Consider the following 14,610-nt stretch of genomic DNA (forward strand, 5'->3'; position numbering starts at 1 on the left):
TCCGATACTCCGCGAGGTAGTCGCTACATTAGCCGCGCGGTGTTGGCCGTATCGTGGTGGAGATCGAAGGAGGCAACCATGGATGCTGCAGGTAGCCCAGCAACCGGTACGGCGCGGGTCAAGCGTGGCATGGCCGAGATGCTCAAGGGCGGCGTCATCATGGACGTCGTCACACCGGAGCAGGCCCGCATCGCCGAGGGAGCCGGCGCGGTCGCGGTCATGGCACTGGAGCGGGTGCCCGCCGACATCCGCGCCCAGGGCGGGGTTTCGCGGATGAGCGACCCCGACATGATCGAAGGCATCATCTCCGCGGTCACCATCCCGGTGATGGCCAAAGCACGCATCGGGCATTTCGTCGAGGCACAGATCCTGCAGAGCCTGGGCGTGGACTACATCGACGAGTCCGAGGTGCTGACGCCCGCCGACTACACCCACCACATCGACAAGTGGAAGTTCACCGTGCCATTCGTGTGCGGGGCGACCAATCTCGGGGAGGCGCTGCGGCGCATCAGCGAGGGCGCGGCGATGATCCGATCCAAGGGCGAGGCAGGCACCGGTGACGTCTCCAACGCGACCACGCACATGCGAGCCATCGGCGGCGAGATCCGCCGGCTAACGTCGCTGTCAGAGGACGAATTATTTGTTGCCGCAAAGGAATTGCAGGCCCCCTACGAACTCGTCGTGGAGGTTGCCCGGGCGGGCAAGCTGCCGGTCACGCTGTTCACCGCCGGCGGAATTGCCACGCCCGCCGACGCCGCGATGATGATGCAGCTCGGCGCCGAGGGGGTCTTCGTCGGGTCGGGCATCTTCAAGTCCGGCGATCCCGCGCAGCGCGCCGCGGCGATCGTCAAGGCCACCACGTTCTATGACGACGCCGACGTCCTGGCGAAGGTGTCGCGTGGGCTGGGCGAGGCGATGGTGGGCATCAACGTGGAGGAGATCGCGCAGTCGCATCGCTTGGCCGAACGCGGCTGGTAAGAATCATTCGTGGCGATCGAAGAGATCCTTGATCTCGAGCAACTCGAGGTCAACATCTACCGCGGGAGCGTCTTCAGCCCGGAATCGGGTTTCCTGCAGCGGACTTTCGGCGGTCATGTGGCCGGTCAGTCGCTGGTGTCGGCGGTGCGCACCGTCGATCCGCAATACCATGTTCATTCGCTGCACGGCTACTTTCTTCGACCCGGGGATGCGTTGGCGCGCACGGTTTTTCTCGTTGAGCGGACCCGCGATGGCGGATCGTTTGCCACCAGGCGGGTCAACGCCATCCAGCACGGGGAGATCATCTTCAGCATGGGGGCGTCTTTTCAGACCGAGCAGGACGGCATCAGCCACCAGGACCCGATGCCGGCAGCTCCGCCCCCGGACGGGTTGCCGGGGTTGAACTCGATCAAGGTCTTCGACGACGCGGGATTCAAGCAGTTCGAGGAGTGGGACGTCTGCATTGTGCCGCGGGAGCGCCTGCAGCTGTTGCCCGGCAAGGCCTCCCAGCAGCAGGTGTGGTTTCGTCACCGCGATCCGTTGCCGGACGACCCGGTGCTGCACATCTGTGCGCTGGCCTACATGAGCGACCTCACGCTGCTGGGCTCGGCGCAGGTGACTCACCTCAATGTGCGTGAGCATCTGCAGGTGGCCTCGTTGGACCACGCGATGTGGTTCATGCGGCCGTTCCGGGCCGATGAATGGCTGCTCTACGACCAGTCCTCGCCGTCGGCCGGCGGTGGTCGCGCGTTGACCCAGGGCAAGATCTTCACACCGTCCGGTGAGATGGTCGCGGCGGTCATGCAGGAGGGGCTGACCCGCTATAGGCGCGGATTCCGGCCGTGACCCGGCCGAAGATCGGGGTGCTGGCGCTGCAGGGCGACACCCGTGAGCACCTGGCGGCGCTTCGCGAATGCGGCGCCGACTCGATGACGGTGCGGCGCCGCGACGAGCTCGACGCGGTCGACGGGCTGGTGCTTCCGGGTGGGGAATCGACCACCATGAGCCACCTGCTGCTCGACTTGGAATTGTTGGAGCCGCTACGGGCGCGACTGGCCGCGGGGCTGCCCGCGTACGGCTCGTGCGCGGGCATGATCCTGCTGGCCAGCGAGATCCTGGACGCCGGCGCTGGCGGGCGCGAGGCGCTGCCACTGAACGCGATCGATATGACGGTGCGGCGCAACGCTTTTGGGCGTCAGGTCGACTCGTTCGAGGGCGATCTCGCGTTCGCGGGGTTTAACCACCCGGTGCGTGGAGTGTTCATCCGGGCCCCGTGGGTCGAGCGAGCCGGTGACGGTGTGCAGGTGTTGGCACGAGCGGCGGACCACATCGTCGCGGTGCGGCAGGGTCGCGTGCTGGCGACGGCGTTTCATCCCGAGATGACCGGCGATCGCCGCATCCACCAGTTGTTCGTGGACATCGTCAACGGCCTGGCGTGACGCTCGGCGCAGATCAGCGTCCACGTAGACTCGCTAGGCGAACTTGTCGAATGAAAGAGGTAAAGCACACCGATGAGCGGCCATTCCAAGTGGGCCACCACCAAGCACAAGAAGGCCGTCATCGACGCCCGCCGCGGCAAGATGTTCGCCCGGCTGATCAAGAACATCGAGGTCGCGGCGCGCGTCGGTGGCGGTGACCCGGCAGGCAACCCGACGCTGTATGACGCGATCCAGAAGGCCAAAAAGAGCTCGGTGCCCAACGAGAACATCGAACGCGCACGCAAGCGCGGTGCCGGCGAGGAGGCCGGCGGCGCGGACTGGCAAACCATCACCTACGAGGGTTATGCGCCCAACGGTGTGGCGGTACTGATCGAATGCCTCACCGACAACCGCAACCGGGCCGCCAGCGAGGTCCGCGTGGCGATGACGCGCAACGGCGGCGCCATGGCCGATCCGGGTTCGGTGGCCTACCTGTTCTCCCGCAAGGGCGTGGTCACCCTGGAAAAGAACGGCCTGACCGAGGACGACGTGTTGACGGCGGTGCTCGACGCCGGCGCCGAGGACGTCAACGATCTCGGTGACAGTTTCGAAATCATCTCGGAGCCGGGCGATCTGGTCGCGGTGCGGACCGCATTGCAAGACGCTGGCATTGACTACGAGTCGGCCGAGGCCAGCTTCCAGCCGTCGGTCAGCGTGCCCGTCGACCTCGACGGCGCCCGCAAGGTGTTCAAGCTCGTCGAAGCGCTGGAGGACAGCGACGACGTACAAAACGTCTGGACCAACGTCGACGTGTCCGACGAGGTGCTGGCGGCTCTCGACGAGGAGTAGCGACGCCTCATCTGGGGTTGTCGTACTCAACAGTTATTTCATATCCCACCCCCACCGGGGGCTCGGGCGGTGAGGGCGGAGCTGCAGGACCCGGCGCATGAGGTCCGTAGCGATTCAACAAGATTCAACAGTTATTCAATGTCGCGCCGTTAGCTTTGTGCCGTACTTCGTTGAAGGGCGTTTCTGTGGTGGCTGAGCGCTTCGAGCGGGTTCCATTACCGAATGCCGCCCAGCGGATATGGCTGGCGGCGTTGATTGCGGGTGTGCATCCCCCACGCCGAATTGTGCTGTGCCAACCGTTGGATTCGCAAGCGCAGCAATCAATTTGGTTGAAATTCGTGGCTGGTTGAGGTGTGCGATGTCGTTTGTCAGTGTGGCACCGGAGTTGCTCTCGGCCGCAGCCGGAGATGTCGCGAACCTCGGTTGGTCGGTGGGTGCGGCCAACGCGGCCGCCGTGGTGTCGACGACGCAGCTGGTGGCCGCGGCGCAGGACGAGGTTTCCGCGGCGGTGATGCCGGATTGTTCGGCACCGGCGGCGCCGGCGGTGCCGGCGGCGCGGGTGCGGCGGGCGGCACCGGGGGCTCCGGCGGGTGGTTGTTCGGCAATGGCGGTGCCGGTGGTGTCGGCGCCGCCGGCCTGGCAGGTGCGGCCGGTACGACGCCGGGTGCCACCGGCGACGCGGGCGTTCTTGGGGGCAACGGCAAGATCGGTGGTTCCGGGTCAGCCGGCGCGACGGGAGGGGATGGCGGTATGGGCGGCGCCGGCGGTCGCGGCGGGTTCCTGGTCGGCAACGGCGGAACCGGCGGAGCCGGCGGCGTCGGTGGTACGGGTGGAAGTGGCGCTGCGGGTGGTGACGGCGGCGTGGGCGGTGCGGGCGTCGAGAATGCCGGCGGCACCGGCGGGACCGGCGGCATTGGCGGGATAGGTGGCAAGGGCGGCAGCGGGGCTCGGGCGGCGTCGGCGGGAACGGCGGACTCCGCGGCGAGGGTGGTCTATTCGGGCAGGTGGGCGCGGCGGGCGATGGCGGCGCCGGTGGCGTCGGGGATGTCCCCGGATCTGGTGGCACCGGGGGTACCGGTGGCTTCGGCGGAACTGGGGGCAACAAGGCCGGCACGGCCGGCACACCAGGGGACGGCCCGGCGGCGATGGCGGCGAAGGTGGCACCGGCGGCGACGGCGGCGTGGGCACCTAGCCACCCATGTCGGTCATACTGCCCACCCTCAGCTAGCGATTCCGGGCAGTCTGCCCGAAGTTTGCTGAGAGGACGATCGCCGCACCGGGACGGCGTTACGACCCGCTGGTCGCACCTAGTGGATTCGCCGTGCGGTTTGTGGTTGGGGAATTAGTCCGCGGTGGCGGTCACAGATTTGGGCGCGATCGGTTCGGCGGTTGGTGTGGCGAACTTTGCTGCCGCGGCTTGTGCGCACCCTTAATTGCTAGGGTGCCGGTGCCGACGGGTCGGGCTCGAGTTCACCGCGTTGAATCCGTGCGGCGAGTTCGTCGCGCAACGCGGCGACGGCAGTAAAGCCGCGAGCGTACACCGTCCGGAAATGCTGCTTCTCCCGGTCAATCTGAACCGGCCAACGCATCACGCCGACTGCCCGGGCCAGCAGCGTGAATGGCATGACGACTAGCTGCACGACGAGATCTACCACGGACAGCACGACGACGATGATGGCCGCCAATACGATCAGCACGACCTTGCCCGCCTGTGCGATAAGCCAGACCGTTGCGCTCAGGACCACGAAAATCGCATGCACCGCGGCATTTCCGGATGACTCCGAATCGCCGGACTCCGCCGTCGCCGGCTTCGCGTCACCACCGGACGTGTCGTCCTCCTCGCCTGACGTGCTGTACCAGATCGCGGTCAGTGACAGCGCCCGTCGCCACGGAAACTAGCGCCGCCGTACAGTAAAAGCTTTGCCGTCGGGATCAATTACTCGGGTCGAACCCGCCATCAGCACCGCCTTCGATCGCTTTGGCAAACCATGCGAAATGTACTACGGGCATCGTTCGGCTGGTCGAGTCGCGAAATCGGGATAGCTCATGCGAGTGTCGCGCGGCGGGTACTGGCCTGGGCGACGATTTCACACACGTCGGGCGATTTGCTTCCTCGTCTGAGCAATACCCGGGCGGCATCCTCGCGCGGGTCCGGGAGGGCGGAACGCCCCTGCTCCGGGTCGGGCCGCCGGCGTGCGCGAGCTGGTATGGGGGCGCCCACCGGTCAGAGCAGGCGGACCCGTATCTCGGGCTTGGTGCGGGTGGCTGCGTGGGCGAGCCGCGCATCGAAGGTGACGAGCGGGGCGTCGTGCATGGCCGCGACGGCGACGTATGCGGCGTCATACACAGAGATGTTGTGGCGCATCGCCCAAACCGTCTGAAGCAGCACCACGTCCGTTCCGACGTATTCGATCTGCATCGCGATGAGCGCCTGGAACGCTGACTCGGCGTCGTCGACGGTCAAGCGATTACCGCGGGCGGCTTTGCGCAACGTGCGCAGCACCTCCAGGGGCATGTGCGCGGGAGCGATCCAATCGTCGTCGGCGATCATCGCGGCACGCGCGGAGTCGCCCTGTCCTGCCCGGCTGGCCAACGCCATGACCATGACGTTCGCGTCGAGGACGATCAATCGTCGTCCTCGCGCCCGCGTCGAATCTCGCGAACCACCTCCTCGGCGCTGAGGTCGAGGCTGCGACGCCCGGCAAGGCTCTCGAGTAGCTGCTTGTTGCGTTCGGCGCGGAACTCTCGCTGCAGAAGTGCGCGTAGATAGACCTGGGTGGTCTGGCCGCGTGCCGCGGCACGCGCGGCGACGGCGTCGCGCACTTCTTCGGGGACGTCCTTGATCTGAATCGCAACTGCCATGCCTCGACCCTACATGCGCATGGCATGCGCATGTAGGGCTAGTCGTACCCGTGGCGCATGTCGTCGACGATGCGCGGATTGTCTAGCGTCGAGGGCTCTACCGGGCGCGGCCGGACGTCGTCGGAAAACACCGTGGCGGCGTCGAGCACCCGCTGGTCCAGGAACCGCAACGGCGGCGCATCGCGCGGCACCGTGGGTACCGGCGCGGCGTCACCGCGGCGCGCCAAGACGAAACCCCAGTCGCCAAAAGTGGGTACGTGCACGTGATACGGCGTGACCGAGTAACCTGCGGCCCTGATCGTCGAGACGGTCCGCCAATACGCTGCTCGCGTCGAAAACGGGCTGCCCGCTTGCACCACCATCAGCCCATCGGGCGCCAGCGCACGACCGACCAGCGCGTAGAACTCGGTGGAATACAACCGGCCCAACACCGGCGTGTCGGGGTCGGGCAGGTCGACGATCACCGCGTCGAAGCGGCTACCGCCGGCACCTCGCAGCCAGCTCATCGCATCGTCGTTCACCAGGTGCACGCGCGGGTTATCCAGCGAACCGCGGTTGGCATCGCGCATCGTGGTGCGCGCCACTTCGACGACGGCCGGGTCCAGTTCCACCTGCACGATCTGCTGAATTCCATTTAGGCGCAACAGCTCTCGGGCTGCTAAGCCGTCACCGCCACCTAGTATCAGCACCGAACGCGCGCCCTTGCCCACAGCGGGGTAGACCAAGCTTTCGGTGTAGCGGTATTCGTCGCGGGTGGAAAACTGCAAACCCCCGTCCAAGTAGAGCCGCATGTCGTCGCCCCGGCGGGTGACCACGATTTCCTGATAGGCCGAGTGCCGGTACGCGACGATCGGGTCCGCGTAAAGCCGCTGTCGGCTGGTGGTCTCGATGTCGTGCGCACGCACCAGCAGCGTGACCAGCAGCGCCAGCGCCGCACCCAGCGCACACAGCGCCGCCACCAGCTGGCGCGGGGAAACGATGCGTCGCAACAAGAAGATCGACACGATCGCCGCGGCCACCAGGTTGACGATGCCGGTGGTGGCCGCGCCGCGAATCATCCCGAGCTGCGGCAACAACAGGAAAGGCCAAACCAGCCCGCCCACCAGCGCCCCCAGGTAGTCAGCGGCATTGAGGTTGGCCAGCGTGCGGCCGGTATCGGCGGCCCCGGAGACCCGGCCGCGTTGCAACAGCGTCATCAGCAGCGGCACCTCGGCTCCAACCAGGCAGCCGATCAGCGCGGTGCTCCCCGCCAGCACCAACGTCGACCCGTCGATAAACGCAAACGCCACGTACAGTGCCGCCGCCGACAAGCCGCCGACGATTCCCAAAACCGCCTCGACGGCAATGAACGTGACGGCCGCCCGCGCCAGCAGCGGCTTGACCAGCAGCGCACCCAAACCCAGCGCCGCGATATAGCCCGCGACGATCAACGAGGTGGCGACGATGCCGCCGCCGTTCAGGCTCGTCGACAGCGTCAGCAGCGCAAGCTCGTAGACAATTCCGCAGGCCGCACAGGCGGCGACGGCGGCCAGCAGCAGCGCGCGCCATCGCCCCGAAGAGGTCTGAGCCAGCGCTACCTCAACGGCAGTCATGACAGCGCGGCCGCCGTCACCCCTCCCACGGCCAACAGCATGGCGGCCGTCGCGAACGCGGCCGGATGCAGCTCCGGTTGTTCGACATGTTCGTGGAAGTTGCCCGGCACCACGATCCGCAGAATGAACAGCGCCAGCCCCTGCAGGACGATGCCGATCGTCCCGTAGATCGCCACCCCGAGCAGACCTTCACCGAGCTGGCTGGAGCTGGCATAGATCGCGGCGATGATCACGGTGGCCAGCGCCGCATACATGGCCGCGGCCAGGACAACGGCGTTGGGACGGCGTTCCAGGAACACCAACTGGCGCAGATTTCCCGGCGTAAGCAGGTCGACCATCACGAAGCCGGCGATCAGCACCGCGATTCCCACCAGGAAGTACAGAACCGTGGCGACGGCCCCATGCAGGAGCGGGGTGAAGTTCACGGTGCCGAAATCAATGGCGGCCTGGTACATGGCTGTCTCCTTATGCATGGTCATCTACTTGCTCCCGCCCGGCCCACCGGGGCTGCCGCCCGAGCCGCCGGACGGAGAACCCGGGGTGAACCCGGGGCCGAGGAAAATGAATCCGCCGTGGCTGTATCGGGCGCCCAGATCTTCGACGCGGATGCTGCACGGATGGTTGCCATCAGGTCCGACGATCACGATGTTTCGGCTGTAGCGCAGGTATTGGTTGCCGCCGCTGGACGCGCGCGCCTCGGGCGCCTGATAGCTGGTGAGCGTGGCGGCCACCTGTCCGGGAGATCCGGTGCACGCGTAGCGGGTGCCGTTCGCATCACGGGAGTACTCGTGATAGTGGGAGGCGATATACGAGCCGATGTCCTTGTGCAGCAACACCAATCCGGAAATCAACGACACCATCGCGGCGATGGCCAACCCACCGGCAACCCAGAACAGGCGATTGCGGCTCATGGACGCCACCGGCTCGCGGTGTGGACCACCGTCCCGCCCGACCCGCACGGGTGCAGCGGGTACAGGTGCCAGGTCTGCCAGCGCCAGCCGCTGCCGTCGGGCTCGGCAACCAGTGCGGTCAACGCCGCGTCATCGCCGGGAAACACACCACCGAGCCATCCGATTTCGCGTGTGCAGCGCTCCCGAAGGTGGTGCGCCAGCCGTCGGAACCCCTCCTCATCGCGGGTGTAGGTACGGGATTGGAGGCAATAGCCGGGTGCTTCGGTGTGGTCGGGCAGGCCGCTCTGATGGTTGCGAGCCGCGCACGAGACCTGCTCGGAGAATTGACCGGTCCGGTGCTCGGCCGTGACCAGGTGCGATGCGCCCAAGACCCCCAGCTGCAGACTGCCTCCGCCGGGATGGTCCAGCCGATAGGTCGCCAGTGCCGGCGGCGCGGGCTCGTTGAGCGCCAGTGCTAGTCGTGCCCCCGATACGTCAGCCGGAGCCACGGCGAGCTGATGGAGCGGCACCGGCGGTCCTACGCGGGGGGCGCGGGGTAGACGGTGAGCTCGCCGGTCAGCACGGTCTTGCCCGTTGATATCTCCCAGGGCATCTCCGGCGCCCAACGCTCGAAGGACAGCAGGGCCGTGTTGTCCGCATTCGTGTAGTCGACATAGTCCATCTCGCCGCCCGCCGGCAGACCGGTCGTGCCCTCGGTGGTGTATCCGGCACGGCCACGCTCCGACTCACGAAACGTCACACCGTCGACCACGTGCTCGCCGCCCGGCTGTAACGCCAGGTCCGTGCGTTTCACCCACATCGCAAGTTCAAGGCGCCCGTCGTCCTCTTCGACGCTGAACCAGACCGGCTGCTCGCCGCCTTCCAGCAGGTGCTCCCACCACACGAACGGCCCCTGGCGGAACGTGACCGATCCGCGGACCACATAGTCGGTGCCGCCGTAGCTGACGATCGCGCCGGGACCGAGCGAACGCGGCCCGAACTGCGGCATCGCGTTGAACGACAACGGGTCTTGACGCCCCGTACTGGGCTGCGGTCGCTTGGGCCGGCGCAGCGCCATGACGAGAACGACGATGGACGCCACGAACAACACGAATGCGACGACGACCAGCAGTGTCCCCACACATACCTCCGGATCGCGGCGAACGTGCGGTCTAACGTAACAGCTTTCGACGCGCCCGCATCGTGTTACTGCGCGGGGCGCACCAGACCGGGACGGCAGCCTCGATTCCTCAGGTCACCAGCTCAAACTCCAGTCGCAACCGCTCATAGGTGGTGACCGCTCGCACGTCGCGGGTTAACAGCGTTGCCCCGGCAGCCTTGGCCGTCAATCCGACCAGCGCGTCGTAGGTTGCGCCACCGGTAACACCGTGCTCGGCGAGGAGGTCGATGAGATCACGATGTGAGCGCGCGTCGAGCGTCAAGTACTCGCTGGAAGTGACATCCGCGAGGTAGCCATGAACAGCGACAGGTTCAACGCGATGCGGCGGTGGGAGACGCGTCAAAACTGAATAGGTCTCCAGCGCCGTGTGAGCAATCAGATGAACGCCACGGTTGAGCGCGCGCACCGCGGACTCGTGCCCGTCGTGCCATGTTGCGAATCCGGCAATGAGGACGCTGGTGTCCGGCGCGATCACCGCCGTACGCGATCGAGCGTTTCGCGAACGATTTCGTCGGTCAACGGGGGCAGAGGACGTTCCGGCCGTGCGACGAGGACCGACCCCTCCCGAACGAGTTCGACACCGGTCGGGGCTGGTTCAATCTCGATGCGCCCATCGCGCTCGGTGATTTCCACCTGCTCGTTCCCGCGCAAACCAACGCGGTCGCGAATCCGCTTGGGAATCACGAGGCGCCCGGCCGCATCGATGGTTGTGCGCATGGCACGAATTTTACCATTTCTATCTACGCTGGTAGCGGGGCGGGAGGTGCCGTGATCGCGTGTCCGTTTGTCTAACCGGGCGTGTCCTCCCGGCCGCTGTCGGACCCACCCGCTAGGCTATCGAACAACTGTTCGGGTAAGGAGCTGCCGTGCGGGTGATGGGTGTCGATCCCGGGTTGACGCGGTGTGGGCTGTCGCTGGTCGAGAGCGGGCGCGGTCGGCAGATCACCGCGCTGGACGTCGACGTGGTGCGCACGCCGTCGGATGCGCCGGTGTCGAAGCGACTGCTGGCGATCAGCGATGCCGTCGACCACTGGCTGGACACCCATCACCCGGACGCGCTGGCCATCGAGCGGGTGTTCTCGCAGCTGAACGTGACGACGGTGATGGGCACCGCGCAAGCCGGCGGCGTGGTCGCGCTGGCAGCGGCAAAGCGCGGCATCGACGTGCACTTCCACACCCCCAGCGAGGTCAAGGCGGCGGTCACCGGCAACGGTGCCGCCGACAAGGCCCAGGTCACCACGATGGTTACCAAAATTCTTGCGCTGCAAGCCAAACCGACACCGCCCGACGCGGCCGACGCGCTGGCACTGGCGATCTGTCACTGTTGGCGCGCGCCGATGATCGCCCGAATGGCTGAGGCCGAAGCGCAGGCCGCACAGCAGCGTCAGGCATACCTTGCCAAGCTGAAGGCCGCGCGATGATCGCCTCGGTCCGCGGGGAGGTGCTCGAGGTGGCGCTCGATCATGTGGTGATCGAGGCCGCCGGTGTCGGCTACCGGGTGAATGCGACGCCCTCGACGCTGGCGACACTGCGGCAGGGGACCGAGGCCCGGCTGATCACCGCGATGATCGTGCGTGAAGATTCGATGACGCTGTATGGGTTCTGTGACAGCGAAACTCGCGATCTGTTCCTGACGCTGTTGTCGGTCTCGGGTGTGGGACCTCGGCTGGCGATGGCGACGTTGGCCGTGCATGATGCCGCTGCGCTGCGGCAGGCGCTGGCCGACGGCGACGTCACCGCGTTGACCCGGGTGCCCGGCATCGGCAAACGCGGCGCCGAACGCATGGTGCTGGAACTGCGGGACAAGGTGGGGGCGGCGGCCGCGACCGCCGGGGCACCCGCGGTGAACGGCAGCGCGGTGCGCAGCCCGGTGGTCGAGGCTCTCGTCGGCCTCGGCTTTGCGGCCAAACAGGCCGAGGAGGCCACCGACAAGGTGCTGGCCACTGACCACGAGGCGACGACATCCAGTGCGCTGCGTGCTGCCCTGTCGCTGCTAGGGAAGTCGAAATGAGCGAATTCGACGATCCGGATGAGCGCGACGTCTCGCCCGCACTGACCGTCGGCGAGGGCGATATCGACGTCAGCCTGCGGCCCCGCTCGTTGCGGGAGTTCATCGGCCAGCCTCGGGTCCGTGAACAGCTGCAACTGGTCATCGAGGGGGCCAAAAACCGCGGCAGCACACCGGATCACATCCTGCTGTCCGGCCCGCCGGGCCTGGGCAAAACGTCGCTGGCGATGATCATCGCCGCCGAGCTGGGGTCGTCGCTGCGGGTGACGTCCGGGCCCGCGTTGGAACGCGCCGGTGACCTGGCCGCGATGCTGTCCAACCTGGTCGAACACGATGTGCTGTTCATCGACGAGATTCACCGCATCGCCCGACCTGCCGAGGAGATGCTCTACCTGGCGATGGAGGACTTCCGGGTCGACGTGGTCGTCGGCAAGGGTCCGGGGGCGACATCGATTCCGCTCGAGGTCGCACCCTTCACCCTGGTTGGCGCGACCACCCGATCCGGCGCGCTGACCGGTCCGCTGCGCGACCGGTTCGGCTTCACCGCGCACATGGATTTCTATGAACCCGCAGAGCTGGAGCGGGTGCTGGCGCGTTCGGCCGGAATTCTGGGCATCGAGTTGGGCGCCGAGGCCGGCGCGGAGATCGCGCGCCGCTCGCGGGGAACGCCGCGGATCGCCAACCGGTTGTTGCGCCGGGTCCGTGACTTCGCCGAGGTGCGCGCCGACGGTGTCATCACCCGCGACGTCGCCAAGTCCGCGCTGGAGGTCTACGACGTCGATGAGCTGGGCCTGGACCGGCTGGACCGGGCGGTGTTGTCGGCGCTGACCCGCAGCTTCGGCGGCGGTCCCGTCGGGGTCTCGACGCTGGCGGTGGCGGTCGGGGAGGAGGCCGCCACGGTAGAGGAAGTGTGCGAACCGTTTCTGGTGCGCGCCGGCATGGTCGCGCGTACCCCGCGCGGCCGGGTGGCCACCGCGCTGGCCTGGACTCACCTGGGTATGACTCCGCCGGTAGGGGCGAGTCAACTGGGGTTGTTCGAGTAACGCGTTGGCGGACCCGCTACGACGATCCATTCGTGCCGTTAGCGCCAGCTAATATGCCGCCGCTGCCACCGGTGCCGCCAGTCCCACCGTTGACGCCGTTACCGCCGTTGCCGCCGAAGCCGACGAACGACGGGGCGAAGGCGCCGTTGGCAATGGCCCCGGCATTGCCGCCGTTGCCGCCGTTGGCAGCCCCGCCGCCGTTGCCGGCGTTGCCGCCGTTCCCGCCGACGCCGATGCTGAGCAGGCCGCCACCATCACCGCCGGCACCGCCGTTGCCGCCAAGTCCAACGACTGTGGCGCCGCCGTCACCGCCGTCGCCGCCGGCGCCCATGCCGATCAGCGCGGCGCCCTGGCCGCCCTGGCCGCCCAGACCGCCGATGCCGCCCACGCTGGCGGCGAACCCGCCGAGGCCGCCGACGCCGCCGGCGCCCAGGCCGACGAGCGCGGCGCCCTGACCGCCCTGGCCGCCCGCGCCCCCGGTGCCGTTGGAAGCGCCACCCATGCCGCCGAAACCGCCGACGCCCGCGCCGATGAGCACAGCGCCGATGCCGCCCTGGCCGCCCTTGCCGGCGACGGCCTCGGCGAAGCCGCCCAGGCCGCCGGAACCGCCCTGGGCGTAGCCGATCACGGCGCTGCTGTCACCGCCGGCGCCGCCGGCGCCGGCGGTGGCGCCGATTGCGGTACCGGCGCCACCGTTGCCACCGTTACCGCCCAGGCTGAACAGTCGACCTCCTGCGGTGCCGCCGGCGCCCCCATCACCGCCGTTGTTGTTGCTAGTTCCGCCGACGCCGCCGTCCCCGCCCAGGCCAAGGAACAGACCGCGCCCGGCGCCGCCGGCGCCGCCGACGCCGCCGATGTCTTCGCTCGATCCACCGGCGCCGCCGGCGCCACCCAGGCCGAAGAGCGAACCGCTGGCGCCGCCGCTGCCGCCGGCCCCACCGTTTCCAAAAGGAGCGAAACCGCCGGGCCCGCCGTTGCCGCCCCAGCCGATCAATGGGGCGTCGCCGCCGACCCCACCCGCACCGCCCGTTCCGGCAGGAACGTCCGTTGGACCCCCGGCACCGCCGGTGCCGCCGTTGCCGACCAGCCAACCGCCGGTGCCACCGGCCCCGCCAGCGGCACCGGCCCCACCGGCGCCGCCGTTGCCGCCATTGCCGATCAGGCCCGCGGAACCACCCGCACCACCGGCCACCCCGGCGGTCGTTTGGGAGAAGCCGTTGCCGCCGTTGCCGAACAGCAGCCCACCGGCACCGCCGTTGGGACTGGCCGCCGTGCCATTCGCGCCGTTGCCGATCAGCGGACGCCCGAACAATGCCTGGGTGGGAGCATTGATCACGCCCAACAGGTTCTGCTCCACCGCTTGTGCCGCTGCGGCGTTGGCCGCCTCGGCGCTCGAGTAGGCCCCACCGGCCGCGTTCAACGTGTGCACGAAGCTCTGATGAAATGCCGCGGCCTGAGCGTTCAGCGACTGATAGTGCTTGGCGTAATCACCGAACACCCTCGCGATAGCCTGCGACACCTCGTCCGCGCCGGCCGCCAGCACCCCGGTGGTGGAGGCCGTTGCCGCCGCGTTTGCCGCACTCAGCGATGTACCGATATTCGCGACATTCTGCGCCGCGCTCGCCAGCATCTCCGGAGCCGCGGTAACAAACGACATCGAACCCTCCCAGTGCCCTATGTGTCACACGCCATACGCCCTGTCGAGCAAGATCCTTCCAAGCGGGGTTGGTCGGCATCTCCCGTCCGATGCGCTTCATATGGCACTCATAGGTGAGCTTGGCGCCGTGGGG

At 67.7% G+C, this 14,610-nt stretch carries 18 protein-coding genes and 2 pseudogenes; 9 read left to right on the forward strand and 11 right to left on the reverse strand.

The features are described from left to right. Positions 1-78: 78 nt before the first annotated feature. From pdxS to AADZ78_RS28995, 6 genes and pseudogenes are all read left to right on the forward strand, one after another. Positions 79-978: a pyridoxal 5'-phosphate synthase lyase subunit PdxS gene (gene pdxS / locus AADZ78_RS10145; protein ID WP_085248846.1), complete on the forward strand. Its 900-nt coding sequence runs from the start codon at positions 79-81 to the stop codon at positions 976-978. A gap of 9 nt (positions 979-987) precedes the next feature. Then, positions 988-1,824: an acyl-CoA thioesterase II gene (gene tesB / locus AADZ78_RS10150; protein ID WP_085248847.1), complete on the forward strand. Its 837-nt coding sequence runs from the start codon at positions 988-990 to the stop codon at positions 1,822-1,824. Next, on the forward strand, positions 1,821-2,417 hold the full coding sequence (pdxT, locus tag AADZ78_RS10155; protein ID WP_085248848.1) for a pyridoxal 5'-phosphate synthase glutaminase subunit PdxT: 597 nt from the start codon (positions 1,821-1,823) through the stop codon (positions 2,415-2,417). Before tesB ends, pdxT begins: the two co-directional genes overlap by 4 nt. A 72-nt stretch (positions 2,418-2,489) precedes the next feature. Further along, positions 2,490-3,245: a YebC/PmpR family DNA-binding transcriptional regulator gene (locus AADZ78_RS10160; RefSeq protein ID WP_085248849.1), complete on the forward strand. Its 756-nt coding sequence runs from the start codon at positions 2,490-2,492 to the stop codon at positions 3,243-3,245. Positions 3,246-3,603: 358 nt separating this feature from the next. Continuing rightward, positions 3,604-3,702 (forward strand): annotated as a pseudogene (locus AADZ78_RS28990) (PE domain-containing protein); the annotation flags it as partial. A gap of 38 nt (positions 3,703-3,740) precedes the next feature. Beyond that, positions 3,741-4,437: pseudogene (locus AADZ78_RS28995) on the forward strand (PE family protein); the annotation flags it as partial. Positions 4,438-4,681: 244 nt separating this feature from the next. On the opposite strand, the gene AADZ78_RS10175 reads toward AADZ78_RS28995, so the two are convergent. The 10 genes from AADZ78_RS10175 to AADZ78_RS10220 form a co-directional block, all read right to left on the reverse strand. Then, positions 4,682-5,005: a hypothetical protein gene (locus AADZ78_RS10175; protein WP_085248850.1), complete on the reverse strand. Its 324-nt coding sequence runs from the start codon at positions 5,003-5,005 to the stop codon at positions 4,682-4,684. A gap of 464 nt (positions 5,006-5,469) precedes the next feature. Then, positions 5,470-5,874, reverse strand: coding sequence for a type II toxin-antitoxin system VapC family toxin (locus AADZ78_RS10180; RefSeq protein ID WP_085248851.1), 405 nt, complete (start codon positions 5,872-5,874; stop codon positions 5,470-5,472). After that, entirely contained in the window at positions 5,871-6,107 is a 237-nt protein-coding gene (locus AADZ78_RS10185) for a FitA-like ribbon-helix-helix domain-containing protein (RefSeq protein WP_085248852.1), read from the reverse strand. Before AADZ78_RS10185 ends, AADZ78_RS10180 begins: the two co-directional genes overlap by 4 nt. A gap of 38 nt (positions 6,108-6,145) precedes the next feature. Beyond that, the gene (locus AADZ78_RS10190; RefSeq protein ID WP_085248853.1) at positions 6,146-7,699 is read right to left on the reverse strand and encodes a polyamine aminopropyltransferase; all 1,554 of its coding nucleotides are present in this window, start codon (positions 7,697-7,699) and stop codon (positions 6,146-6,148) included. After that, on the reverse strand, positions 7,696-8,154 hold the full coding sequence (locus tag AADZ78_RS10195) for a DUF350 domain-containing protein (RefSeq protein WP_085248902.1): 459 nt from the start codon (positions 8,152-8,154) through the stop codon (positions 7,696-7,698). The genes AADZ78_RS10190 and AADZ78_RS10195 overlap by 4 nt, the downstream gene beginning before the upstream one ends. A gap of 24 nt (positions 8,155-8,178) precedes the next feature. Continuing rightward, a complete protein-coding gene (locus AADZ78_RS10200) occupies positions 8,179-8,610 on the reverse strand; it encodes a DUF4247 domain-containing protein (RefSeq protein ID WP_085248854.1) in 432 nt (143 codons plus the stop codon). Next, positions 8,607-9,119, reverse strand: coding sequence for a DUF2617 family protein (locus AADZ78_RS10205; protein WP_085248855.1), 513 nt, complete (start codon positions 9,117-9,119; stop codon positions 8,607-8,609). The genes AADZ78_RS10200 and AADZ78_RS10205 overlap by 4 nt, the downstream gene beginning before the upstream one ends. An 8-nt stretch (positions 9,120-9,127) precedes the next feature. Next, positions 9,128-9,730: a DUF4178 domain-containing protein gene (locus AADZ78_RS10210; protein WP_085248856.1), complete on the reverse strand. Its 603-nt coding sequence runs from the start codon at positions 9,728-9,730 to the stop codon at positions 9,128-9,130. Between the two features lie 109 nt (positions 9,731-9,839). Next, positions 9,840-10,244: a type II toxin-antitoxin system VapC family toxin gene (locus tag AADZ78_RS10215; protein WP_085248857.1), complete on the reverse strand. Its 405-nt coding sequence runs from the start codon at positions 10,242-10,244 to the stop codon at positions 9,840-9,842. Beyond that, positions 10,241-10,486 (reverse strand): AbrB/MazE/SpoVT family DNA-binding domain-containing protein, encoded by a 246-nt coding sequence (locus AADZ78_RS10220; RefSeq protein ID WP_085248858.1) that lies wholly within the window; start codon positions 10,484-10,486, stop codon positions 10,241-10,243. Before AADZ78_RS10220 ends, AADZ78_RS10215 begins: the two co-directional genes overlap by 4 nt. Before the next feature lie 149 nt (positions 10,487-10,635). Here AADZ78_RS10220 and ruvC point away from each other — a divergent pair, with 149 nt between their 5' ends. Genes ruvC through ruvB form a run of 3 tightly spaced genes read left to right on the forward strand, consistent with a single transcriptional unit; the run spans position 10,636 to position 12,820 of the window. After that, complete coding sequence (ruvC, locus tag AADZ78_RS10225) at positions 10,636-11,190, forward strand: crossover junction endodeoxyribonuclease RuvC (protein WP_085248859.1); 555 nt, start codon at positions 10,636-10,638, stop codon at positions 11,188-11,190. Then, positions 11,187-11,780, forward strand: coding sequence for a Holliday junction branch migration protein RuvA (gene ruvA / locus AADZ78_RS10230; protein WP_085248860.1), 594 nt, complete (start codon positions 11,187-11,189; stop codon positions 11,778-11,780). The genes ruvC and ruvA overlap by 4 nt, the downstream gene beginning before the upstream one ends. Beyond that, positions 11,777-12,820: a Holliday junction branch migration DNA helicase RuvB gene (gene ruvB, locus AADZ78_RS10235; protein ID WP_085248861.1), complete on the forward strand. Its 1,044-nt coding sequence runs from the start codon at positions 11,777-11,779 to the stop codon at positions 12,818-12,820. Before ruvA ends, ruvB begins: the two co-directional genes overlap by 4 nt. Before the next feature lie 16 nt (positions 12,821-12,836). On the opposite strand, the gene AADZ78_RS10240 is transcribed toward ruvB, so the two are convergent. Beyond that, positions 12,837-14,477, reverse strand: coding sequence for a PE family protein (locus tag AADZ78_RS10240; RefSeq protein WP_085248862.1), 1,641 nt, complete (start codon positions 14,475-14,477; stop codon positions 12,837-12,839). Positions 14,478-14,610 lie beyond the last annotated feature (133 nt).

This window comes from Mycobacterium riyadhense (genome assembly GCF_963853645.1).
Lineage (GTDB): Bacteria > Actinomycetota > Actinomycetes > Mycobacteriales > Mycobacteriaceae > Mycobacterium > Mycobacterium riyadhense.

What these genes read in the sequence shown, in the direction of transcription:
- pdxS (WP_085248846.1), top strand. Translation starts at nt 79, where the DNA reads ATGGATGCTGCAGGTAGCCCAGCAACCGGTACGGCGCGGGTCAAGCGT.
- AADZ78_RS10160 (WP_085248849.1), top strand. Translation starts at nt 2,490, where the DNA reads ATGAGCGGCCATTCCAAGTGGGCCACCACCAAGCACAAGAAGGCCGTC.
- AADZ78_RS10185 (WP_085248852.1), bottom strand. Translation starts at nt 6,107, where the DNA reads ATGGCAGTTGCGATTCAGATCAAGGACGTCCCCGAAGAAGTGCGCGAC.
- AADZ78_RS10190 (WP_085248853.1), bottom strand. Translation starts at nt 7,699, where the DNA reads ATGACTGCCGTTGAGGTAGCGCTGGCTCAGACCTCTTCGGGGCGATGG.
- AADZ78_RS10195 (WP_085248902.1), bottom strand. Translation starts at nt 8,154, where the DNA reads ATGTACCAGGCCGCCATTGATTTCGGCACCGTGAACTTCACCCCGCTC.
- AADZ78_RS10200 (WP_085248854.1), bottom strand. Translation starts at nt 8,610, where the DNA reads ATGAGCCGCAATCGCCTGTTCTGGGTTGCCGGTGGGTTGGCCATCGCC.
- AADZ78_RS10220 (WP_085248858.1), bottom strand. Translation starts at nt 10,486, where the DNA reads ATGCGCACAACCATCGATGCGGCCGGGCGCCTCGTGATTCCCAAGCGG.
- ruvA (WP_085248860.1), top strand. Translation starts at nt 11,187, where the DNA reads ATGATCGCCTCGGTCCGCGGGGAGGTGCTCGAGGTGGCGCTCGATCAT.
- ruvB (WP_085248861.1), top strand. Translation starts at nt 11,777, where the DNA reads ATGAGCGAATTCGACGATCCGGATGAGCGCGACGTCTCGCCCGCACTG.
- AADZ78_RS10240 (WP_085248862.1), bottom strand. Translation starts at nt 14,477, where the DNA reads ATGTCGTTTGTTACCGCGGCTCCGGAGATGCTGGCGAGCGCGGCGCAG.